The sequence below is a fragment of the Prosthecobacter sp. genome (assembly GCF_014879935.1).
In the GTDB taxonomy this organism is placed as follows: domain Bacteria; phylum Verrucomicrobiota; class Verrucomicrobiia; order Verrucomicrobiales; family Verrucomicrobiaceae; genus Prosthecobacter.
The window spans coordinates 1-21,312 of sequence record NZ_JACSRD010000094.1 but is presented as its reverse complement, the minus strand read 5'-3'; the positions used below and the strand labels follow the sequence as shown (position 1 = coordinate 21,312).

General features: G+C 61.9%; 18 protein-coding genes. 12 read left to right on the top strand and 6 right to left on the bottom strand.

What is annotated here, in order from left to right:
• A partial coding sequence (locus tag IAE77_RS05840; protein ID WP_294223186.1) for a glutamate--tRNA ligase family protein occupies window positions 1-1,194 on the bottom strand: 1,194 nt, incomplete at its 3' end.
• Between the two features lie 140 nt (window positions 1,195-1,334).
• Here IAE77_RS05840 and IAE77_RS05835 point away from each other — a divergent pair.
• The 3 genes from IAE77_RS05835 (at window position 1,335) to IAE77_RS05825 (ending at window position 4,727) form a co-directional block, all read left to right on the top strand.
• The gene (locus IAE77_RS05835; protein WP_294223184.1) at window positions 1,335-2,774 is read left to right on the top strand and encodes a hypothetical protein; all 1,440 of its coding nucleotides are present in this window, start codon (window positions 1,335-1,337) and stop codon (window positions 2,772-2,774) included.
• Window positions 2,775-2,853: 79 nt separating this feature from the next.
• Window positions 2,854-3,882 (top strand): signal peptide peptidase SppA, encoded by a 1,029-nt coding sequence (gene sppA / locus IAE77_RS05830; protein WP_294223180.1) that lies wholly within the window; start codon window positions 2,854-2,856, stop codon window positions 3,880-3,882.
• A 2-nt stretch (window positions 3,883-3,884) separates the two neighbouring features.
• Window positions 3,885-4,727 carry a CPBP family intramembrane glutamic endopeptidase gene (locus IAE77_RS05825; RefSeq protein ID WP_294223175.1) on the top strand — a complete coding sequence of 281 codons (843 nt, stop codon included), beginning with the start codon at window positions 3,885-3,887 and terminating at the stop codon, window positions 4,725-4,727.
• A gap of 267 nt (window positions 4,728-4,994) precedes the next feature.
• Here the strand turns inward: IAE77_RS05825 and fabG are convergent, their stop codons facing one another.
• The gene (gene fabG, locus IAE77_RS05820) at window positions 4,995-5,741 is read right to left on the bottom strand and encodes a 3-oxoacyl-[acyl-carrier-protein] reductase (protein ID WP_294223173.1); all 747 of its coding nucleotides are present in this window, start codon (window positions 5,739-5,741) and stop codon (window positions 4,995-4,997) included.
• 87 nt (window positions 5,742-5,828) lie between these two features.
• Between fabG and IAE77_RS05815 the strand changes: the two genes are divergently transcribed.
• The gene (locus tag IAE77_RS05815) at window positions 5,829-6,803 is read left to right on the top strand and encodes an endonuclease/exonuclease/phosphatase family protein (protein WP_294223171.1); all 975 of its coding nucleotides are present in this window, start codon (window positions 5,829-5,831) and stop codon (window positions 6,801-6,803) included.
• 8 nt (window positions 6,804-6,811) lie between these two features.
• On the opposite strand, the gene IAE77_RS05810 is transcribed toward IAE77_RS05815, so the two are convergent.
• The 3 genes from IAE77_RS05810 to IAE77_RS05800 form a co-directional block, all read right to left on the bottom strand.
• Window positions 6,812-7,312, bottom strand: coding sequence for a DUF1287 domain-containing protein (locus tag IAE77_RS05810; protein ID WP_345780962.1), 501 nt, complete (start codon window positions 7,310-7,312; stop codon window positions 6,812-6,814).
• Between the two features lie 106 nt (window positions 7,313-7,418).
• A complete protein-coding gene (hisA, locus tag IAE77_RS05805; protein WP_294223167.1) occupies window positions 7,419-8,198 on the bottom strand; it encodes a phosphoribosylformimino-5-aminoimidazole carboxamide ribotide isomerase in 780 nt (259 codons plus the stop codon).
• Window positions 8,199-8,265: 67 nt separating this feature from the next.
• Window positions 8,266-10,716: a VIT domain-containing protein gene (locus tag IAE77_RS05800; protein ID WP_294223163.1), complete on the bottom strand. Its 2,451-nt coding sequence runs from the start codon at window positions 10,714-10,716 to the stop codon at window positions 8,266-8,268.
• A gap of 302 nt (window positions 10,717-11,018) precedes the next feature.
• Here IAE77_RS05800 and IAE77_RS05795 point away from each other — a divergent pair, with 302 nt between their 5' ends.
• From IAE77_RS05795 to IAE77_RS05780, 4 genes are all read left to right on the top strand, one after another.
• A complete protein-coding gene (locus tag IAE77_RS05795) occupies window positions 11,019-12,953 on the top strand; it encodes a 2-isopropylmalate synthase (RefSeq protein ID WP_294223160.1) in 1,935 nt (644 codons plus the stop codon).
• 6 nt (window positions 12,954-12,959) lie between these two features.
• Entirely contained in the window at window positions 12,960-13,445 is a 486-nt protein-coding gene (locus tag IAE77_RS05790) for a hypothetical protein (RefSeq protein ID WP_294223157.1), read from the top strand.
• Window positions 13,420-13,581, top strand: coding sequence for a hypothetical protein (locus IAE77_RS05785; protein WP_294223154.1), 162 nt, complete (start codon window positions 13,420-13,422; stop codon window positions 13,579-13,581). Before IAE77_RS05790 ends, IAE77_RS05785 begins: the two co-directional genes overlap by 26 nt.
• 133 nt (window positions 13,582-13,714) lie before the next feature.
• Window positions 13,715-14,308, top strand: a complete 594-nt coding sequence (locus tag IAE77_RS05780; RefSeq protein ID WP_294223151.1) for an HAD family phosphatase — start codon at window positions 13,715-13,717, stop codon at window positions 14,306-14,308.
• A 54-nt stretch (window positions 14,309-14,362) separates the two neighbouring features.
• Here the strand turns inward: IAE77_RS05780 and rsmA are convergent, their stop codons facing one another.
• Window positions 14,363-15,664 (bottom strand): 16S rRNA (adenine(1518)-N(6)/adenine(1519)-N(6))-dimethyltransferase RsmA, encoded by a 1,302-nt coding sequence (rsmA, locus tag IAE77_RS05775; protein WP_294223149.1) that lies wholly within the window; start codon window positions 15,662-15,664, stop codon window positions 14,363-14,365.
• 138 nt (window positions 15,665-15,802) lie between these two features.
• On the opposite strand from rsmA, the gene panD reads away from it, so the two are divergent.
• From panD to IAE77_RS05755, 4 genes are all read left to right on the top strand, one after another.
• Window positions 15,803-16,153 (top strand): aspartate 1-decarboxylase, encoded by a 351-nt coding sequence (panD, locus tag IAE77_RS05770; RefSeq protein ID WP_294223147.1) that lies wholly within the window; start codon window positions 15,803-15,805, stop codon window positions 16,151-16,153.
• Between the two features lie 105 nt (window positions 16,154-16,258).
• The gene (locus IAE77_RS05765) at window positions 16,259-19,261 is read left to right on the top strand and encodes a PVC-type heme-binding CxxCH protein (protein WP_294223144.1); all 3,003 of its coding nucleotides are present in this window, start codon (window positions 16,259-16,261) and stop codon (window positions 19,259-19,261) included.
• 66 nt (window positions 19,262-19,327) lie between these two features.
• Window positions 19,328-20,242 carry a dihydrodipicolinate synthase family protein gene (locus IAE77_RS05760; RefSeq protein ID WP_294223142.1) on the top strand — a complete coding sequence of 305 codons (915 nt, stop codon included), beginning with the start codon at window positions 19,328-19,330 and terminating at the stop codon, window positions 20,240-20,242.
• Window positions 20,243-20,345: 103 nt separating this feature from the next.
• Window positions 20,346-21,239, top strand: a complete 894-nt coding sequence (locus tag IAE77_RS05755; protein ID WP_294223138.1) for a sugar phosphate isomerase/epimerase family protein — start codon at window positions 20,346-20,348, stop codon at window positions 21,237-21,239.
• Window positions 21,240-21,312 lie beyond the last annotated feature (73 nt).

Sequence of the window (21,312 nt, the reverse complement as noted above, 5' to 3'; positions counted from 1 at the left end):
CATCATCGCGCCGGGTTTCACGCTGAGGGCTTTGGCGGCGGCTTCGACGGCGTCGTGCACGCTTGGCTCGGTCCATTCGGCGGATTGGGCGAGTTGATCGGCCGCAGCCTTCAGCAAGCTGCCGTTTTCGGGTTTGGCCTTCAATTTGGCCACGACATCGGCCTCGAAGGGGAAATCCTCGCGGAAGAAGTAATGCACCCACTCGGGCAGCTCGGTGAGCAGGCTCACCTTCTCGCGCACGCTGTGCACGGCAGCGGCCGCCATCGCGTCATCGCTCCACTGCAGGCCTTTGGCGGTGAGGAAGGGCCGGGAGTGCTTCAAGAGGTCATCGGCGCTCAATTCACGCAGATACTGCGCGTTGAACCACTGCGCCTTCTTCATGTCGAACTTCGCGTTGCTGCTGTGGATGGCCTCGGCGTCGAACAACTCGGTGAGTTCGGCGCGAGTGAGCTTCTCGCGTTCGGACTTCGGCGTCCAGCCGAGCATGCAGAGATAGTTGAATACGGCGTCGGGCAGGAAACCGGCGTTCATGTAGCTGTACTCGATGGCGCTGCCCTCGTCACGCTTGCTCATCTTCGTGCCGTCGGTGTTCAGGATCAGCGGGATGTGCGCGTAAGTCGGCGGCGTGACACCGAAGGCGTTGAAGAGGTCGATGTGCTTCCAAGTGTTCGACAGATGGTCCTCGCCGCGAATGACGTGGGTCATGCGCATCTCGATGTCGTCCACCACGTTGACGAAATGGAAGATGTAGCTGCCGTCCGGGCGGCGGATCGTCATGTCCGGCTCCTCGGTGGGTGCGAAGGTCACGTCGCCGCACACCAGATCATGCACCGTGATGGCCGTGCGGCTGAATTTGAAGCGCATCGCGCCATTTTCCTCCGCATACACGCGTCCGGCGTCCTCCAGCTTCTTGAAATAGGCGTCGTAGATGGCCTTGCGCTGGCTTTGGAAATACGGGCCGCAATCACCACCGGCCTCAGGGCCTTCATCCCAGTCCAGTCCAAGCCAGCGCAGCCCTTTGAGGATGCCGGCGGAGGCTTCCGCCGTGTTGCGGGCGCCATCGGTGTCTTCCACACGCAGGATGAAGGTGCCGCCGTGCTTGCGGGCCATGAGCCAGTTGAACAAAGCCGTGCGGGCACCACCGACATGAAGGTCACCGGTGGGCGAGGGAGCAAAACGAACGCGAATGGACATGAGGGAAAGTTTGAAAGTGATGCGGGCACTTCTGCCCGCGGAGCGGGATTGAAAAACGGGCTGAGATCATAGCCGGGAATCCCTGATTCAAATTTGAAATCTCAAATTTCCATCCGGACGTGGCCGATTATGCTCCGCGCATGAAGAAGCTGATCCTGACCGTGCTCGCCCTGCTGGTGCTGGGTGCCACCGCCACGCCTTTCGCAGGGGCCTACATCCTGCGTCGTTACGTGAGCAAGGAACGTCTCGTCCTGGAGACGGAGAAGAACATCAACGCGCGTGTGCAGCTCGATGACGTGACGCTGACGCTGTTCTCCTGGCCGCCCACCTTGCGCCTCTCCGGCATCCAGATCGCCCCGCGCGATGCCTTTGCCGGCACGCCGCTGGATGGCCGGCCGCCGTTGCAGGATGCGCCGGTGAAGATCGACATGGCCTACCTGGAACTGGTGCCGGAGGGCCTGTGGCACAAGCAGTTCTTCCCGCGCGTGCTGCGCATCCTCGGCGCGGACGTGCAGGAGTTCATCAGCCATGACCAGGGCTCCTCCCTGGAAAAGCTGTTTCAACGTCCTGGCACATCGGTGGTGATGACGCCGGATGGCGTGCCCAAGGCCATTCCCCTGCCCTCCACGCCGACGGCGGTGCAGGAAAGCACCGAGCCGGTCATCGCCTCCATGCCGCAGGTGGATCTGCCGGTGAGCGACCAGCCCCGTGCTGCACGGCTGGCCCTGCAGGAAATCAGCATCGAAAGCGCCCGCTTCCGCATCCGCAATCAGAGCGCTGACTCGCGGTTTGATGGCGACCTCAGCGACTTCAACCTCTCCCTGACCGAGATCGACATCGATCCGGCCGATCTCGGCGGCCACAATCACCTGAAAGTGCGGCTTTCCGCCAAAGTGCAGCTTGATGGCATGGCGGCGCTCGGCGGCCGCATGCAGCAGGTGCGTTTCGCCGACATGACCATCCATGGCGAAGGCGATGTGGCCCCGGTGAATCCCACCACGCTGACCTGGTCGCCCGCGGCGATGCTGAAACTCACCATCGACAAAGGCTCCCTCGTCGGCGGACACATGACCATTGGCGACGCGGCGGGCGATCATCTTGAGAAGCTCATGAAATACGGCATCGACCTGCGTGGTGTCCGCATCGGCGGCCAGTTGGCGCAGGATCTGGCCGTGCACGTGCTGAGCAAGGACGAGGGCGTCACCTTCCTCTCTGACGCGCACCTGGCGCTGCCCGACTACCAGGTCACGGTGAAGCGTGACTCGTGGATGAACTTCGCCAAAGACGACCAGGGCCTCATGACGCGGCTCTACTGCGGCGATGCCTTGAAGGAGCAGGTGGTCCGCGGCATCTCCTCGCGCGGCATCAACAACACGCTGTCACGCCTGATTGTGGATGGGTTTTCGGACGATCAGGGGCGCTTCGCCTTCGATCTCACCATCACGGGCTCCCTTTCTCATCCTGAAGTCAAACCGGACATCCAGCGCCGCCTGGAGGGACTGCTCGGCTCAGACATTGAAGACAAAGCGAAGGGCCTGATCGACACCTTCAAGGGCCTGCGCGGCCTGTTCAAGAAGTGACCCGGCCTCTTGGCGGAGCCGCGCAAAAACTGGCCTGAGAGCTTGGCAAGCCAGACGGCCCACGTAGCATGGCCGAATCATGAGCAGCAAAACTTCCGGATGTTTGATCGCGTTGCTGGTGCTCGCACTGGTGGTGAGCCTGGGACTCAACCTCGGCCAGGTGATGGGCAAGATGGACATCGACTGGGGCGATGGCGTCATCCATCCCACGGCGCACCCCAAAAAGAAGCTCAGCGAGACCACCGTGCAGGAGGCGGCCAAAACCACGCGCGACAAGATCGTGCACATCGACCTCGACGGCATCATCTCGTCCATGGAGGTCAGCGGATTCTTCGCCGAGGCGATGCCGAGCGTCGATTCGATCAAGGACGCGCTGGAGCAGGCCAGCAAAGACAAGGATGTGAAGGCCATCGTGCTGCGCATCAACTCCCCCGGCGGCGAGGTCACCGCCTCCGACATCCTTTACAACGCGGTGAAAAAGGCGGCGAAGGAGAAGCCGGTGGTGGTTTACATGGACGCGATGGCGGCCTCCGGCGGCTACTACGTCTCCTGCGGGGCGACGAAGATCGTGGCCAGCGAAACCACGCTGACCGCCAGCATCGGCGTGATCATCGAGACGCTGAGCTACCACGAGTTGTTCGGCAAGGTGGGCCTGGGCATGCAGACCTTCACCAGCGGCGCGTTCAAGGACTCCCTGAACGGCGCACGACCGATGCGCGACGACGAGAAAGCCTACGTGCAGAATCTGGTGACGCAGATGTATGACCGCTTCCTCGGCATCGTGTCCGAAGCGCGGGGCGTGCCGAAGGATCAGCTCAAAAACGTGGCCGATGGCCGCGTGGTCACCGGTCGCCAGGCCCTGGAGGCGAAACTGGTCGATCAAATCGGCTACGTGGAGGATGCCTATGCGCTCGCTCGCGAGCTGGGCAAGGCTCCTGACGCAGGCGTGGTGAAGTATCGCCGTGAGGTGAGCTTTTTCGATGTCTTTGCCGCGGCCAAGGCCAAACAGGGGCAGCAAGCGAAGGTACAGCTCGATGTGGGCGGCGGCCTGCTGCCAAAACTGATGCCCGGCGTCCCTTACTACCTTCCCTCCACCTACGCGCACTGATCATGCTGGACGCACCTTCCGCCGGCATCCTGCTGGATCTCTCCATCTTCGTCAGCATTGCCACGGCGCTGGCCCTGTTCGGCTATCGCCTGCTGCGTCACTACCGGCCGCAGGCCGCCTGGAATCACGAAGGGCAGGTCCTTTCCCGCCCCTACGCCGTGGTGGACCTCATCGTGCTGGCGATGCTGGGCTTGTTCTTCATTCTGGCCATCAAGCCGCATGCCACCGCCACTGCGGCGGGCGGCGGAGGCGGCGTGACCCTCGGCGGCCTCGTCTTCGGCATGGCGTTTCACCTCATCGCCTGCGCCGGGTTGCTGATCTACCTGCACCGCGTCCGCGGCCTGAACCCGGCGGAGCTGTTCGGGCTGCAGCACATCCACTGGCGCTCACTCGGGATCGTGGTGCTGGTCTTCACCGTGATCGTCATCATCACGGTGAATCTGCTTTCGGCCGCCACGGTGGAGCTGCTGAAGGATGTCTGGCCGGACCTGCAGCCGCAGGAGACCGTGAAGGCGTTTCAGGCGTCCGATGGCTTCCTTTTCAAATTTCTGGTCGTCGTGGCAGCCGTCATCGTCGCCCCACTGGCGGAGGAGACTCTGTTTCGCGGCTTCGTGTACGGCGTGTTGAAACGCTACACCGACGCCCCCTTCGCGGCGCTGAGTTCAGCCCTCATGTTTGCCATCGTGCACGTCCATGTCGGCAGCATCCTGCCGCTGTTCATGCTGGCGGTGCTCTTTTGCATCGCCTACGAGATCACCGGATGCCTGCTGGCTCCGATGCTCCTGCACGCCGTCTTCAACAGCGTGAGCATTCTCGGCATGCTGTTTCTCCAGCCAGGCAGCTAGCTCTGATTTCTCACACTCTCTTCATAGGGAGGCACACGATGCCAGCCCGCGTTTTGTAGCTCGGTATTCCGATACCAAGTCGGTGCCTTCGCGGAATCGGAATTCCGCGCTACACCGCCTACGAAATCACCAGCCGAGGGACGCATCATTCACACCGAGACCTCCGCGCTTGACGCGACCGGATGCAGGACTCGTCATCCAGCATCCAGCATCCAGCATCCAGCATCCAGCATCCAGCATCCAGCATCCAGCATCCAGCATCCAGCCTCACATCACCATGCCGCCATCGACCGTCAGAACCTGCCCGGTGACGTAACGTGCGGCGGGGCTGGCCAGATAAAGAGCTGCCGCGGCGATGTCTTCAGCGGCACCCAGATCGCCCAGCGGGATCTTTTTGAGGATCTCCTCCTTCACCTGGTCATTCAGCACATGAGTCATGTCCGTGGCGATGAAGCCGGGGCAGATGCAGTTCGCGGTGACACCACGGCCGGCGAACTCGCGGGCGAGCGACTTCGTGAAGCCGATCAATCCCGCCTTGCTGGCGGCGTAGTTCGCCTGCCCGGCGTTGCCGATGAGGCCGATGACGCTGCTGATGTTGATGATGCGGGCGCCCTTCTGCTTCAACATGCTGCGTTGCACCGCCTTCACCATGTTGAAGGCCCCTTTGAGATTCGTGTCGAGCACCGCGTCCCAGTCTTCCTCGCTCATGCGCAGGAGCAGGCCGTCCTTGGTCACGCCGGCGTTGTTCACCAGGATGTCCACGTGGTCAAAATCAGCCAGGATCTGCTTTCCGACCTCGGCACAGGCGGCACCGTCGGCCACATCGAGAGCGTAGGCCTTCGCGGCACCGGGATGGGCGGCATTGATGGCTTCCGCCGCGGCTTGTGAATTGGCCTGGGTGCGGCTGACGATGGCCACTTTCGCGCCCTCGGCGGCGAAGGTTTCAGCGATAGCTTTGCCGATGCCGCGTCCGGCCCCGGTGACGACTGCGATCTTGTCTTGGAGTTTGCCCATGGCCGTGATCCATGAACGGCGGCCATTCCCGCGCAAGAAGAAGGTGCATCCACGCCGGATCACGTTCACTCTGACCACCTTTGACTGATGAATGACGAAGCACCGCCCGCCGAACGCCCATCGCTTTTCAAAACGTCCGTCACCTTCGGCGGTTTGTGCGAGGTCATCGCCTTCCTCGCTCTCACCGGCACGTGGCTGGGCAGCTTGGGCCGCTTGCACTGGGCGCTGGACCTCTTCTCGCACTTCCGGCTGCCTTATCTGGCTGTTTCGGCGGTCGTGCTGATCTTTTCCCTGCTCCGCCGCCGCACCTGGCTTGTGGCGGTGGCGCTGATGTCGTTGCTGTGGAACGGACAGCTCATTTATACGGTTCATCAGACCGCCGCGCCCATTCCGGCGTCTTCTGCGAAACCCCTGCGCGTGATGACCTTCAACATCATGACCAGCAACGGAAACCATGTCGCCTGCATCGATCACGTGCTGGAAGCCGACGCCGACATCGTCTGCATTCTGGAAGTCGATGAATTCTGGCGGCTGAACCTCGAACCTCTGCGGGTGAAGTATCCTCATCGGGTCGAAGAGATGAACGATGGCAACTTCGGCATCGCCTGCTACACGCGACTGCCGCTCAAGAGCAGCGAGGTGCGCCGGCTCTCCGGGTTTGAACTGCCCACCGTGTTGCTGAATCTCGATTACCTCGGCAGGCCGCTGACCTTCATCGGCACGCATCCGATCCCGCCCATGACGACTGCGAACGCCGCCGCCTGGCACGAACAACTGTCGCAAATCAGCAGCATCGCCGCCAGCACCGACGCCGATGTGATCCTGGCCGGCGATCTCAACGCGACGCCCTGGTGTGAGGGCATGCGTCGGCTGCGCAGGCAAAGCGGCCTCGACTTCCACTGTGTCGATCCGGCCTGGATGCCGACGTGGGGCTTTGGGCGGCTGCTGCTGATGCCCATCGACCACGTGCTGGTAAAAAACGGCCTCACCATCACCAAACGCACCATCGGCCCGCCGCTCGGCTCCGATCACCGCTCAGTCACCGTCGAGATCGTCCGCTGAACGTTTGGTCACCGATGCGACAGATGCGGGTGAAACCGGTAGTGTCCGGTCAGCGGAAACTCGAAGAGGCGGTTCTCGCATTTCGGGCCCTGGCCGATGTTGTGGACGATCCACGGCGTTTCGTCGCCGTCTGGTGCGGGAACGACGATGGCGATGTGTGGCAGGTGGGGCGGCACCGTGCAGGTGATGAGATCGCCCGGCTTGTAGTCGGCGGCGTTGCGCGTCACGGGCAATGAGGCTCCCCGACGTTTGAAAAAGGCCTGCAGATTCGGCACACGCCGATGGTCGATGTTCTTGTCCGGTGACTTGAGGCCCCAGATCTTCGGATAGGCGGAAAAGCTGCGCCGCATGTCCTCGTGAACGAGCTTTTGCAGATCAATGCCGAGCGCTCGGTAACTGCGGATCACTTCATCCGTGCACACGCCAGTGTCGGCCGGCACGTCGCCATTCGGATAATCAAGCCGGACGTAGGCAGGATCGTAACGCACGGTGTGGGTGGTGCGCTCCATCGCCGACTGCACCAGACGTGTGGCAAAGCCGGCCGCCCCAGCATCCGTCTGCGCGTGCCCCAGGCCCACGGCGGCGACGCAGAAGATGATGACGCCCTTCCACATGTCAGTTCCTTCCCGGTTCACGCCGGTTCCAGGCCACCAATTCGTCATACTTCGCACCGGAGCCGCCAAACAGGTCCAAGGCACTGCCCACGGTGCCATCGACGCGGCCGTGACTGAGCTCGTCGATGCGTTTCAAGTCGTCCAGATGCCGGATTCCGCCCGCATAGGTCATCGGAACCGGCGAATGCTCGCCCAGGAAGCTCACCAGCGCCTCGTCGATGCCCTCGCACTTTCCTTCGACATCGACGGCATGGATCAAAAACTCCGCGCAATGCCCGGCGAGCCATTTGAGCGACTCCGGCGTCACATCAAGTGTCGTCAGCGTCTGCCAGCGGTTCATCGCCACCGTCCAGCCTTTTGGCGTGGCTTTGCAACTCAGGTCGATCACCAGTTTGTCTCGTCCGGCGGCCTTCACGATGTTTTGGAGCTTCGTTTCGCTGAAGGTGCCATCCGCTTCGAACAAGTAACTCGTCACGATGACATGACTGGCGCCTGCATCGAGATACTCCACCGCATTTTCGGGCTTGATGCCGCCTCCGACCTGCAATCCGCCAGGAAAGGCCGAAACGGCCGACTTGGCGGCCTCTTCGTTGCCTTTGCCCAGCAGTATGACGTGACCGCCGGTCAAACCGTCGCGCTTGTAGAGCTCGGCATACCAGGCCGCGTCGCGATCACTCACGAAATTCGTCTTCAAGCCGGTCCCGTCATCCCGCAACGACGAACCGACGATCTGCTTCACGTGGCCGTCGTGGAGGTCGATGCATGGGCGGAATCGGGTCATGAGTTGGGTGCAAAATCTTCCTCTTCCTCCTACTCCTGCTCCTCCTCCCTTCAAGACCTGAATGCGATCACCGCCGCCGCCGATTCATTGCGAGCAGGCCCAGCACCAGCAGCAGCAGGCTCGACGGCTCCGGCGTGGCGTTGGTCGGAATCTGCGGCGTACTGCCGGCATCCACCGGCTTCAATCCGGCACGATCGTATTGCTGCTGGTTTTCGAGCACGACAGCTCCGGAATAGGGCGTGACGAGCTGGTGCTGCGCCGCTCGCTTCGCCTGGTCGCCGGGAACACGGTCGCGACCTTGAAACACGGCCATCACTTCACGAAACACCGCATGACGGGCCGTCTGATCCCACACTTCCTTGCCGTCCGCTGGTGGCGACATGGCGCGGGAGACTTTGGCGAGGATCGCGGGACCACGGCGGAGGTTCTCCAGCGCTGCGGCCAGTTCATCCGCACTGCCGCCGCTCCAACGCAGGCCGCCCATGACGGGCGCGGAATCGTAAAGCTCCTCCAGCAGCCGGTTCCGGCCATGTTCGAGCTCGATGGCATGAATCTGTGGCGGCGTCGCCACACGTTCGAGGAGCTGTTTCACGATCTCCTTGCCATTGAGTTCCGCCGGTTGCGGGCCGTGCAGCCACACCAGAGTCGCGGCAGCGTCTGAACCGCGCCACCGCTGCAGCGCAGCCTTGAAGGCAGGCACCGCATCGCGTCCACCAGCGAAGTTCGCCTCTTGCAGGCGGCTTTCGATCTCCGCAGCCGGCACCTCCACCGCATCACCGTCGGTGCTGGCCCAGATCGTCACCGGTCCCTGGGCTGCGAGCTTTTGCAACGCCCTGCGGATCACGGCGGCGTGACGACGCAGGCCGGCTGAGGCATCCACGATGACCCACAACGGCTTCGGCGGTGAAGCCGGCGTCGGAGATCGCTCCACGATCACGACGGGCGGCTCCGAACCTGCGAGTTTGTCCGTGGTCCAAACCTTGGGCAGCGGCGCTTGCTTCACGCCGAAGCTCAGCCTGGCCATCTCGGCCTGGAGAACCTCCGCCTGCCAGGTCCAGGCGCCGTTCTCCATCGTGGCGGGATCTTTCTCAGAGTCCGCGACTTCCAGCGGCCGGGGCGACTGCACCCACACGGCGTGCCGTGTTCCTGCCAGGATGCTGAAGTTGCGCTCCACGATCAGTGGCATGAACAAGGCCGCCGGGGCCTGCGCGTCCAGCGGTGCGGTGATGCCCAGACGAATCTTCATGTCTCCACCCGGCGGCACGGGAAAACACTGCGTCATCACGCGATCCGGCCCCGCCATGTTTACCAGCACCGGATCACGCCGCTCCACCACGACCGTCTGGCGATACGCCTCCGTCACCTGCGAACGTGCGCCGAACGCCGCCTCACGCGGTTCCCCATTGATCCACAGCGTCAGCCGCGAGACGCACGCCCCGGGCGGCAGCAGCATCTGGCAGCGGGCCTCCTGTGCATTCGCATGCTGGTTGTGAAACTCCAGCGTCCACTCGCCATGCGCCAGTGCCGAGTCAGCATCCACATGCCAGTCCATGCGCGACGTCTTCATCGACAGGCCACGGATTCGTGCGCCCACCTCGCCGCCACCGCGATCCTCGTCCCAGGCCAGCGTGGCAAATCGATCGTCCCTCACCCGTCGGAATCCCTCCCGCACCTGCGTGGCGCTGCGAGGCGGCGGCACATCGCTGAATGCCGAACCCGTGACGCGGAAATACAGCGCCCTCAAGGCCTCACGATCAAACGAGCCGGGGCGGATCGACTCATCCCCCGCCCAGCTCAACGCCTGCCGGAATAACCCACGGTCAAACAGATGCCCCAAAGGTCCGAAATATCCGGGACCGCCGCCGCTGTAGCAAAGACGCAGCAAGAACGCCTCCCGCCACGAGGTGCGCAGTTTCGGCAGCGTCCTGGCTGCGTCCCCTTCCCTGAACTGCACCGCCCGCAGCGCCCAGCGAATGTCCTCGTGCACGCTGACCATGCACCACTCCGCCGCCGCCACAGCCAGCACTCCCGCCAGCAAACCTCCACGCCAGAGCCCCTTGTGAGACGAGACGACCGCGACACGTCGCGAGATCACCAGCGTCATCAACCATGCGACCAATGCCGCCAGCGGCCCCAGGGCGGCCAGCACGAGCGGAATCCCGATGAAGCCCTCGATCCCAGCCAGGACAAACAACGGCGTGAACGGCAGCACGATCAACGCGCCGACATTCATCGGTCCCATCGCCAGCACGTAAAGCACCGTGGCCGCCAGGCCCGCCCCGTGCAGAAACGCCCCTGCGGTGCCCCAGGCCGCGCTGTCTTTTCGTCTTGCCATCCACGGGACAAACACCGCCGCGGACATCAGCAGCACCAGGACCACATGCCCCCACGTCGGGATCGGGTCAAACTGCGTCGCCGCACAGGCGCGGGTCGCCCATTCCATCATCAATGAGTTCAGCGGCAGCACCATTCCTGCGCCCAGCAGGAGACGTTTGAAAAAGATCAGAAACCCGTTCATGCGCGCGAGTGTAGCGGCCCCGACCTCAGCGAGTCATTCCCTTTTGTGTGAAATCGGGGTGAAATGCCCCGCCCGAGCGCAGCCTTGACCTTTCAGCCATTCCTCTTACCATCCGCCCGTCATGACCACGCCCGCCACGGCTCTGCTCCTTCTCTCCCTGCGACTTACGCTAGGGTAGGCGGCCCGCGTTTCCTCGTCATGCACTCCTTGCCGTCATGTCACGGCCTTCCCGAGCCCACGATTGAGCCTCTGGGAATTCATTCGTCATTCTGTCATTCGAAATTCGTCATTCCATTTCCGTCATGTTGAAAAGTCCTTCCTCCAAATACCAGCGCTTCGATCCCTTCAAGAATGCTGCCCCAATTCAAAACCGCCACTGGCCTTCAGTAGCCCATCCGAAGGTCCCCATCTGGTGCTCGGTGGACCTCCGCGATGGCAACCAAGCGCTCGCTGTGCCGATGAATGTCTCGCAGAAGCTCGACATGTTCGAAAACTTGGTGAAATGCGGCTTCAAGGAGATCGAAGTTGGCTTTCCCTCAGCCTCGAACACCGAGTTCAGCTTCAACCGCCGCCTCATCGAAGAAAAACGCATACCCGACGATGTCACGATCCAGTGCCTCGTGCAGGCGCGTGAGGATTTGATCAAAAAGACCGTTCAGAGCCTCATCGGGGCCAAGAAGGTCATCATCCACATGTACAACTCCACTTCGCCGGCCCAGCGGAAGTATGTGTTCGGCAAGTCGAAGGAGGAAATCATCGCCGTGGCCGTCAAAGGCGCGCAAATGATCAAAGACCGCCTGCATCGCCTCACCGAGGGCGGCACGCATGCGACGCTGCAATACTCGCCGGAGAGCTTCAGCGCCACCGAGGTCGAGTTTGCCAAAGACATTAGCGAAGCCGTCATGGACGTGTGGCAGCCCACGCCGCAGCAGAAGATGATCCTCAACCTGCCGGACACCGTCGAGGTCTGCATGCCCAACGTGTATGCCGACCAGATCGAGTGGATCTGCACCAACATCAAAAACCGCGAAAGCCTCATCGTGAGCCTGCACACGCACAACGACCGCGGCACCGGCACTGCCGCCACGGAGCTCGGCTTGCTGGCAGGCGCGGATCGCGTCGAAGGCACGCTGTTTGGCAATGGTGAGCGCACCGGCAATCTCGACATCGTCCAGGTCGCGATGAATCTCTACATGCACGGTTTGGATCCGAAGCTCGACTTCAGCGACATGAACGGCCTCATCCAGATGTATGAGCGCACCACCGGCATGACCGTGCCACCACGCCAACCCTACGCGGGCGAGCTGGTCTTCACCGCCTTCAGCGGCAGCCATCAGGACGCCATCAAGAAAGGATTGGGAGACTGGTTCCCAGTTAATGGAACTGATCCCGAGCGATTGATGGGTGGATCAGTGCCGTATCTTTTGAAGACCGCTAAGTGGGGGGATCAAGAGAAGCAGATGCTTGAGAGCCTTTTGATCGGGTTCGCTGATGAACCTATCGCTCGACCTATCTCAGACAAGATTGGACAGGTGTTTAAAGTCCTCGTTGGCCACAATGTCGGCGCTAATCCCTTCGAGGAGGATATTGAGAAGGAGGCCCGAACCGTGCTCGAGTTCCTCCAGTCGAGAATCAGCGGGCAATGGGATGTTCCTTATCTCACCATTGACCCGAACGACATCGGTCGAGAATATCATGAAGTCATCCGCGTGAACTCGCAGAGCGGCAAAGGCGGCGTCGCGTATCTTCTCGAGAGCGAATTCGGCATCGAACTGCCGAAGGACATGCAGCGCGAGTTCGGCCCCATCGCGAATGACATCGTCGATAGCCTCGGTCGCGAGGTCAGCGGTGCGGAGTTGAAGCAGATGTTCTGGAAGGAATACATCGAGCGCGAGGCTCCCTTCCAGCTCTACCACTTCCATGCCGACGGCGTGGACGGCGTCTTCACCTGCCGCTGTAGTTTGGTCATCAACGGCAAGGAACGCGGCATCACCGGCAAGGGCAACGGCCCCATTGCCGCCTTCGCGGATGCGCTGGTGCAGGACGCGGGTGCTTCGCCCTTCGAAGTCGCCACCTACCGCGAGCAAAGCCTCTCCAGCGGCACCGGCGCCAGCGCCCTCGCCTTCATCCAAATCAAAACCGCCACCGGCAAACTCGTCTGGGGTGCCGGCACCGACACCAACATCGAACTCGCCTCGATCAAAGCCGTGCTCAGCGCGGTGAACCGGGCGGTGTGACCTCCCATGATTCTTAGTGAAGAGCTGATCGCCGTGACCACGGCCCTTGAAGCCGCCCACATCGAATACGCGGTGTGTGGCGGTTTTGCCGTCGGTCTGCATGGTTATCCGCGCATGACCTTTGACCTCGATTTACTCATCATGGAGGCCGACGTGCCCCGCTTTGAGAGAACGGTGTTTCCGCTCGGTTTTGACGTGGTGGCAGGCACCTTTGCCTTCAAACGCGGCACGCCGCAGGAGACGAGATTCTGGCGTGTGAGCAAGTTTGACGGCCCGGATCACCTGGTGCTCGACGCGTTGCTCGTCATGCCGGTGTTTGAAAGCGTGTGGGCCAGCAGGCAGCGCATGCGTTTCGACTCGCACGAACTGTGGGTGGTCAGCCGCGAAGGACTGGCGACCATGAAGCAGCTCTCCGGACGTGCCAAAGACCTCGCCGATCTGCAAAACTTGGGTATTCTTCCTGCCGATGAAGCTGAGCCCGAACCAGTTTAAGAATGCCGCCCGTGGCGTGAGTACGGACATGAGCGCCGAGGCCATCTCCCGCCGTGTGAAGATCATGGACCGCCTCTGGCAGACGGGGCGTCGCATGAAAGCCATTCGAACCACGCAGCCTTTGGTTTCCCGCTAGGGTGCCGACTGCGATTCGAGTGGAGGAGGGAATGCGAGCAGACGCGGCACCTCACACTTGTCCGCACGCCCTGCTACCGTTGAAAAAACTGCGGTTGCTGCACGCCGCAGCCTGCGGTTTATGAACGGCCCCCATGTCCCTCGAAATCCCCGATTACCCCTTCCAAGGTTACATTTTTGACTGCGACGGCACCCTCGTCGATTCGATGCCGTTGCATTATGTCGCCTGGACGGAGGCACTGAAGCGGCATGAGGCGCCGTTTGTCTTCACGGAGGACGATTTCTACGGCAACGCCGGCATGAAGGAGCAGGACGTGGTGCGCTGGCTCAATCAGCGCCACGGCTCGGACCTCGACCCGGTCAGTGTGGATGAGTTGAAGATGAAGATCTTCGCCCGCCGCATTCCGGAGCTCCAGGCCATCCGCCAGGTCGCCGAATTCGCCCGGTCGATCCACGGACGCTTCCCCATGGCCGTGGCCTCCGGCAGCGCCGAGCCCACCGTGCGGGCCAGCCTGGAAGTCACCGGCTTGATCGGTCTCTTTCCGATCATCATCACGCCTGAACGCGTGAAGCATGGCAAGCCCGCGCCGGACATGTTCCTGCTGGCCGCCGAGCTGATGGGCGTGCCCCCGGCAGAATGCCTCGTTCTGGAAGACGGCAACAGTGGCCTGCAAGCGGCGAAAGCCGCCGGCATGCAGACCGTGTTCATTCCGCGAAGCCTCAGGTAGTGCGGGCAATCCTGCCCACAAAGGAAGCGCTCGACTCGGGCAAGATTGCCCGAGCTACCTCTTCATCCACGCCTTCCAGCAGGTCACAAACCCCTTCGCAAAGTCCTGCGGCCGGGCTTCCACCCAGGCGGTGATGTCCTCGGGCTTGAACCACTCGCCACAGGCGATTTCCTCCGGCAGACAGCGCACCGGGCCGTCGTGCCCGGCAAGACGCAGCTCGACGAATTCGTGATCGGTGTTGTCACCGGCGGGGATTTGGGCCGCCAGCTCGGTGGAATCGACATGGATGCCGATTTCCTCGCCCAGTTCACGCACGGCGGCGCTTTCATAGCTTTCACCAGCATCGAGATGGCCCGCGGCGCTGCTGTCCCACTTCAAGGGAGAGACGTCTTTGAGATGCGAGCGTTGCTGGAGGTAGATATGGCCGCGTTTGTTGATGACGAAGATGTGCACCGCGCGATGCAGCAGCTTCCGCGCATGCACTTCGCCTCGTGTGAGCTGGCCGGTGACCTCGTTGCGCTCGTTCACCACGTCGAACATCTCGCTGGCCTTCTGTCCGGCATCGGCCTCGTGTCGTTGCTCATACCAGCGGGCGACTTGCACCCACTGCTCCAGCGAAAGCTCCTCCGCACGCACGGTGAGCGAAACATCCAGGTGCTGTGCCAGCGCCTCCCAGCCATTCGGTGTTTCCGGCAGCAGGTTTTTGAGCTGCTTGCGCCGTTGCGAAAAACCCATGCGCACGAGGCGGTCGAACCACACACGATCAAACACCGGCAGCGTGGATGGATGACGCGGCGTGAGGCGGATCACCGCCGAATCGACCTTCGGGCGCGGCTTGAAGACGTCCGGCGGCACGATGCGCAGGATCTCAACGTCCCAGTCCTTCTGCACCAGCAGGCTGAGCGCGCCATACGCATCGTCGCCACACTTCGCCGCCAGCCGGTCACACACCTCCTTCTGCAGCATGAACACCGCGCTGCCCACCGGCGACGGCAGGCCGAGCCAGTGCTTCAAAATCTCCCCGCCGACGGAATACGGCAGGTTTCCGATCAGCCGCACCGGTCCATGGCGGAACCACGACCGCAAATCGATGCGCGTGGCGTCGTTGTGAATGACCTCCACATCCTCGCGTCCTGCGAAGTGCTCGGTGAGTTCCGGCGCGAGCTGGGAGTCCTTTTCGATCAAAACGAGCTTCTTCGGACGGCCGACGAGGTGCTTCGTCATCGCTCCGAGTCCAGGCCCGATCTCGACGACCAAGTCCGCGTCATCGGGACCGATCTGATCCGCGATCCAGCGGGAGATCGCCTCATCCTGGAGGAAGTTCTGCCCCATGCTCTTGCGTGGGGTCACCTGCATGCCTGCGGCGTTGGAAACGGAGCGTCTTTGATCTCGAAATCTCATCGCCGCCATCATTCACCAATCCATCCATCCATCAATCCAATCATCCAGCAATCCCGCCGCTTGACCCCTGCTCTGAACGACGCACTCTGAACCGTGCTCCGAACCCTCCTCAAATCCAAGCTCCACCGAGCAGCCATCACCGACGCCAACATCGAATACGAAGGCAGCATCAGCATTCCGACCGACCTCATGGAAAAAGCCGACCTGTGGGACGGCGAAAAAGTGCTGGTGACTTCGATCACCAACGGCGCCCGTTTGGAGACCTATGTCATCCCCGCCCCGCGTGGCTCCGGCCAGATCGTCGTCAACGGAGCCGCCGCCCACCTCATCAACACCGGCCACCGCGTGACCATCATGGCCTGGGGACAGAGCGAAAATCCGATCATCCCGAAACGACTGCTGCTCAACGAGCGCAACGAAGTGGTGAACGAGACGGTGCTGTGACGTAAAACAGGCTGGCAGCCTGTTTCACATGTGGCGGTCACAACAATACCACGATGAGGAACTTTCCGCTGTTCAGGCGGCCGGAGCATTCCGTATCCTTCCGCCATGAAACGGCTCGCCCTCCTCCTCTTCGCCCTTTGCCCTTCGCTCTTCGCTCAGGACAAAATCGTGACGAAGACCACCTACGCCAAGGCTTACGGCGCGACGAACAACGCCGTCGCCGTGGATCCGGCGAAGGATCTGCCGCGCTATCCCGCCGTGGAGCCAAAGGACGCCATCGGCACCTGGCAGGTGAAAAAGGGCTTCAAACTCCAGCTCGCCGCGCATGAGCCGCAGGTGCGCGACCCAATCGCCATCTGCTTCGACGAGCGCGGGCGCATGTTTGTGTGTGAAATGATCGACTACAGCGAGATGCGCGATGTCACGCCGCACCTCGGCCGCATCTCGATGCTGCAGGACAAGGATGGCGACGGCTATTTTGAAACGAGCCAGGTCTTTGCCGATGACCTGCCGTGGCCCACGGGACTCATTTGGGCCAATGGCGGCCTGTTTGTCGGTGCCACGCCGGACATCTGGCGCTTTGAAGACAAGGACGGCGACGGCAAGGCCGAGGTGCGCGAAAAAGTCTTCACCGGCTTCGGCACCGGGCTGAAAATCCTCAACGTGCAGGGCCTCATGAACAGCTTTCAGTGGGGACAGGACAACAAGGTCCACATCCTCGCCGGCGGCGGCAATCGCGGCGTCATCACTTGTTTGAAGCGACCCGACGACAAAGGCATCGAGCTCGGTGGAAAAGACTTCTGGTTTGATCCGCGCACACTCGAGTTCGGACTCGAAGGCGGCGGGGCGCAATACGGCATGAGCTTCGACAACTACGGCCGCAAGTTCGGCTGCTCAAACAGCGACCACCTTCAATACTGGGTTTACGACGACAAATACGCGAACCGCAATCCCTACTACCAGATGCCGCCCGCACGGCAGAGCATCGCGGTCGATGGTGGTGCGGCGGAAGTCTTCCGCCTCAGCCCGGACGAGCCCTGGCGCATCATCCGCACGCGCTGGCGCATCGCTGGTGTGGTCAAAGGCGCGGTCGAGGGCGGCGGACGCGTCAGCGGCTACTTCACCGGCGCCACCGGCACCACGATCTATCGCGGCGATGCCTACGGCCCCGACTTCGTGAACAACAGCTTCTCCGGCGATGCCGGCGGCCAGCTCGTGCATCGCAAGATCATCAAACCCAGCGCCGACGGCATCTCCCTGATCGGCGAACGCCCCGCTGACGAGCATGGCTTCGAATTCGCCGCGTCGAAGGACACCTGGGTGCGCGTCGTAAACTTCGCCAACGCCCCCGACGGCTGCCTGCACATCTGCGACATGTATCGCGAGGTCATCGAGCATCCGTGGAGCATCCCGGACGAGATCAAGAAACACATCGATCTCAACAACGGCAACGATCGTGGACGCATTTATCGCATTGTGCCGGAAGGCTGGCAAAGAGCGAAGGGCGAAGAGCGAAGAGGAAACATCGCCGGAGCGACCACGGAAGAGCTGGTGAAGCTCCTCAGTCATCCGAATGGCTGGCATCGTGACACCGCGCAGCGTTTGCTGTTTGAGCGTCAGGACAAAGCGGCGGTGCCGATGCTGGAGAAGGTGCTGAGTCATGGGGGCATTCCTGCCCCCAACAAAGAGGGGACAGGAATGTCCACGATACCCGCGCTAGCGAAGCTGCATGCGCTGAACGCTTTGGAGTCACTTGGTGCTTTGACGGCCCCGCACGTCGTCAGCGCAGGGAAGGATGCTGATGCGCAGGTTCGTGAAGCGGCGCTTCGTCGTGTTTCCAAGTTGGATGAGGCCGCGCTGTCATCTCTGGCGGCGGATGCTTCGCCGCGGGTGCGTTTTCAAACCGCGCTGGCGGCTCCGAAGAGTGCTTCGCGTGATGCTTGGCTCGCCAAAATGGCGCGCGAAGGCGTGAATGGAAAATGGATGAGCGCTGCGGTGCTCGGAGATGCGGGCAGCGGCTTGTTTGAGCAGCTTCGGGGCGATTTGAGCAAGCTTGAGCCTTCGTTTGCGGAGTCACTCATCACGCTTGCTGCGGCGGAAGGTAAAGACGCGGCTGCTTTGATCACCGTGGTGACCACCGAACCCGTCAAAGCGAGCTGGGTGAAGGCGCTTGGCGATGGTTTGCGCCGTGCGGGCTCGAATCTCACCAAAGCAGACAACGATGGCAAACTTGCCGCCATCCTCGCGAAGGCAGCCGAGACGGCCACGAACGGCCTAGCAGGCACTTCAGCCCGCCTCGACGCCATCGAACTACTCGGCGTGAGCCCTTCCAAGGAATCCGAGGCCGCAGTGGTGATGTGTTTGGGGGCGAGCCAGCCGGATGCGGTGCAAACCGCAGCAATCCGCATGCTGGCCCAAAACAGCTCATCACTAGTTACGGCGAATCTGATTGGAAATTGGGCGCATTATGGCCCGAAGGCTCAAAGTGTGGCTTTGGAGGCGCTGTTGGCCCGTGATGACCGGGCGGTGGCGTTGCTGGAGGCGAAGGTGGTGAAGCCGGAGGCGTTTTCGGCGGCGCAGGTGCAGGCGCTGATCAAACACAAGTCCCCGAAAGTGGCCGCAGCGGCGAAAACGGCGCTGGCATCGGTGATTCCGCCTTCGCGTGAGGAGATGGCGGTGAAGTTTAAACCGGCGGTGGCGGCGAAGGGGGATGCGACGAAGGGCCAGTTGCAGTTCATGGGCCGCTGCATGATCTGCCACAAGGCCGGCGCGAATGGTTTCGCCGTCGGGCCGGACCTCATCACGGTGAAGACGAAGGGCCGCGAGGCTTTGTTGGAGGCCATTTTGATGCCGCACAAGGAGGTGGCGTCCCAATACATCGCCTACACGGTGAACACGAAGGACGGGCAGACCATCGCGGGCGTGATCAGCAATGACACGGCGAGCAGCATGACGCTGAAGATGCCCGGCGGAGCGGAAAAGACCCTCCAGCGCAGCGAGATCAAAGGCAGCAGCTCCAGCGGGCAGAGCCTGATGCCGGAAGGCCTCGAAACCGGCATGACCGTCGTGGACATGGCCGATCTCCTTAGCTTCATCGAGGGACTCTGACCCTCCCTCGAAGTTGGGGGCTGTTTTCCTTTGCAGCGCCCGTTCTCCGCGCTCCTGTCACCTTTCATGAAGACCACCCCCGTCACCTTTGAAGATCTGCAGTCGTCCGTCATCGCCGTCCCGCCGCTGTGCCGGAACAAGGATCTTTCCCTGAGCAAGGCGCAGAACAACCGCCTGATCAAACACATGCACAAGGGTGGCATCCGCACGCTTCTCTACGGCGGCAATGCGAACCTCTACAACATCGCCGTGAGCGAGTATCACTGGCTGCTGCGCATGCTGCTGGAACTGGCCCCGGAGGACATGTGGATCGTCCCTTCCGTCGGTCCGATGTATGGCACCGCGATGGATCAGGCCAAGATCCTCACCGAGTTCGCCTTCCCCACCGCAATGCTGCTGCCAACGCTGTTTCCTTCCAAGCCGGCCGGAGTCGCCACTGCTGTGCGTCACTTCGTGGAAAAGTCCGGCATCAAGGCGGTGCTCTACATCAAGGACGCGGCTTACATCACGCCTGAACTCGCGGCCGAGCTGGTGAACGACGGCCTCATCTCCTGGATCAAGTATGCGATCGTTGAGGAGGACCCGAAGAACGACCCTTATCTCAAAAAGCTGGTGAAGCTGGTCGATCCGAACCTGATCGTCAGCGGCATCGGCGAGCAGCCGGCCATCACCCACATGCGTGATTTCGGCGTGGCCGGATTCACCGCCGGATGCGTGTGCGTCGCTCCATCACGCTCCACCGCGATGCTGAAGGCCATCTTGAAGAAGGATTACGCCACCGCCGAGGCGATCCGGCAGGAGTTCGTCGAACTCGAAGACCTGCGCAACGCGCACAGCCCGATCCTTGTCCTGCATCACGCTGTGGAACTCGCGGGCGTCGCTCAAACCGGCGCGGTCCTGCCATTGCTGACCGAACTGCCGGAGAATCTGCTGCCAAAGATCGAGAAGGCCGCCAAAGCGCTGCTGGAAAAGAACGGCTGAGCCATGAAGCGGGTGGTTTGCCCCCTTCACTCATTTTTGGAGACCGGGTGTCCGCTTCTTGTTTGCTGACAACTCGTGCGATACGTCGCCGTAATCTCACGCCATGTCCTCCCGCCGTTCCTTCCTCCAGTCTGCCGCCTCCACGGCCCTCCTCGCCGCAACCACTGGTCTTTCCGCCCAGGAAGCCGCCAAGCCTGCCCGCAAGCTGCGCAAGGCCATCATGGGCGGCACTTTGAGCATCAAGGGCACGCTGATCGAGAAGTATAGAGCCGCAAAAGAAGCCGGCTATGAAGGCGTGGAGCCCAGCGGCGGCATGAACCAGCAGGAAGTGCTCGATGCGCTCGGCCAGTCGGGCCTGCAGGCCGCCAGCGTGTGCTGCCACACGCATTGGAAGCAGACACTCACCCACAACGACGCCGCCATCCGCGAGCAAGGCCTGCAGGGCGTGCTGCAAACCCTGCGCGATGCCAAGGCCTACGGCGCCGATTCCATCCTCGTCGTTCCCGGCGTCGTGAATGAAGAAGTGAACTATCAGGCCGCATGGGAACGCTCCATCGCCGAACTGAAGAAGGCGGTGCCTCTCGCCAAGGAACTCGGCGTGAAGATCTCCATCGAGAACGTCTGGAACAACTTCATCCTCAGCCCCATCGAGGCGGTGAAGTTCCTCGACGAAATCGGCGATCCCATCGTCGGCTGGCACTTCGACATCGGAAACGTCCTGCGCTACGGCTGGCCGGAGCACTGGATCCCCGTCCTCGGCAAGCGCATCAACCGCATCCACGTCAAAGAGTACAGCACGAAGAAGATGAAGGACGAGGGCGTGTGGAAGGGCTTCGACTGCGACCTCACGCAAGGTGACAACAACTGGCCTGCGATCATGAAAGCACTCGACAGCATCGGCTACACCGGCTGGGCCATCAGCGAGCAACGCGGCGGCATCAATCCGAACGGCCTCAAGACGCTCACCGAGCGCATGGACACCATCTTCGCGATGTGACCCACCCATTCGTCATTCGTCATTCGTCATTCGTCATTCGTCATTCGTCATTCGTCATTCGTCATTCGTCATT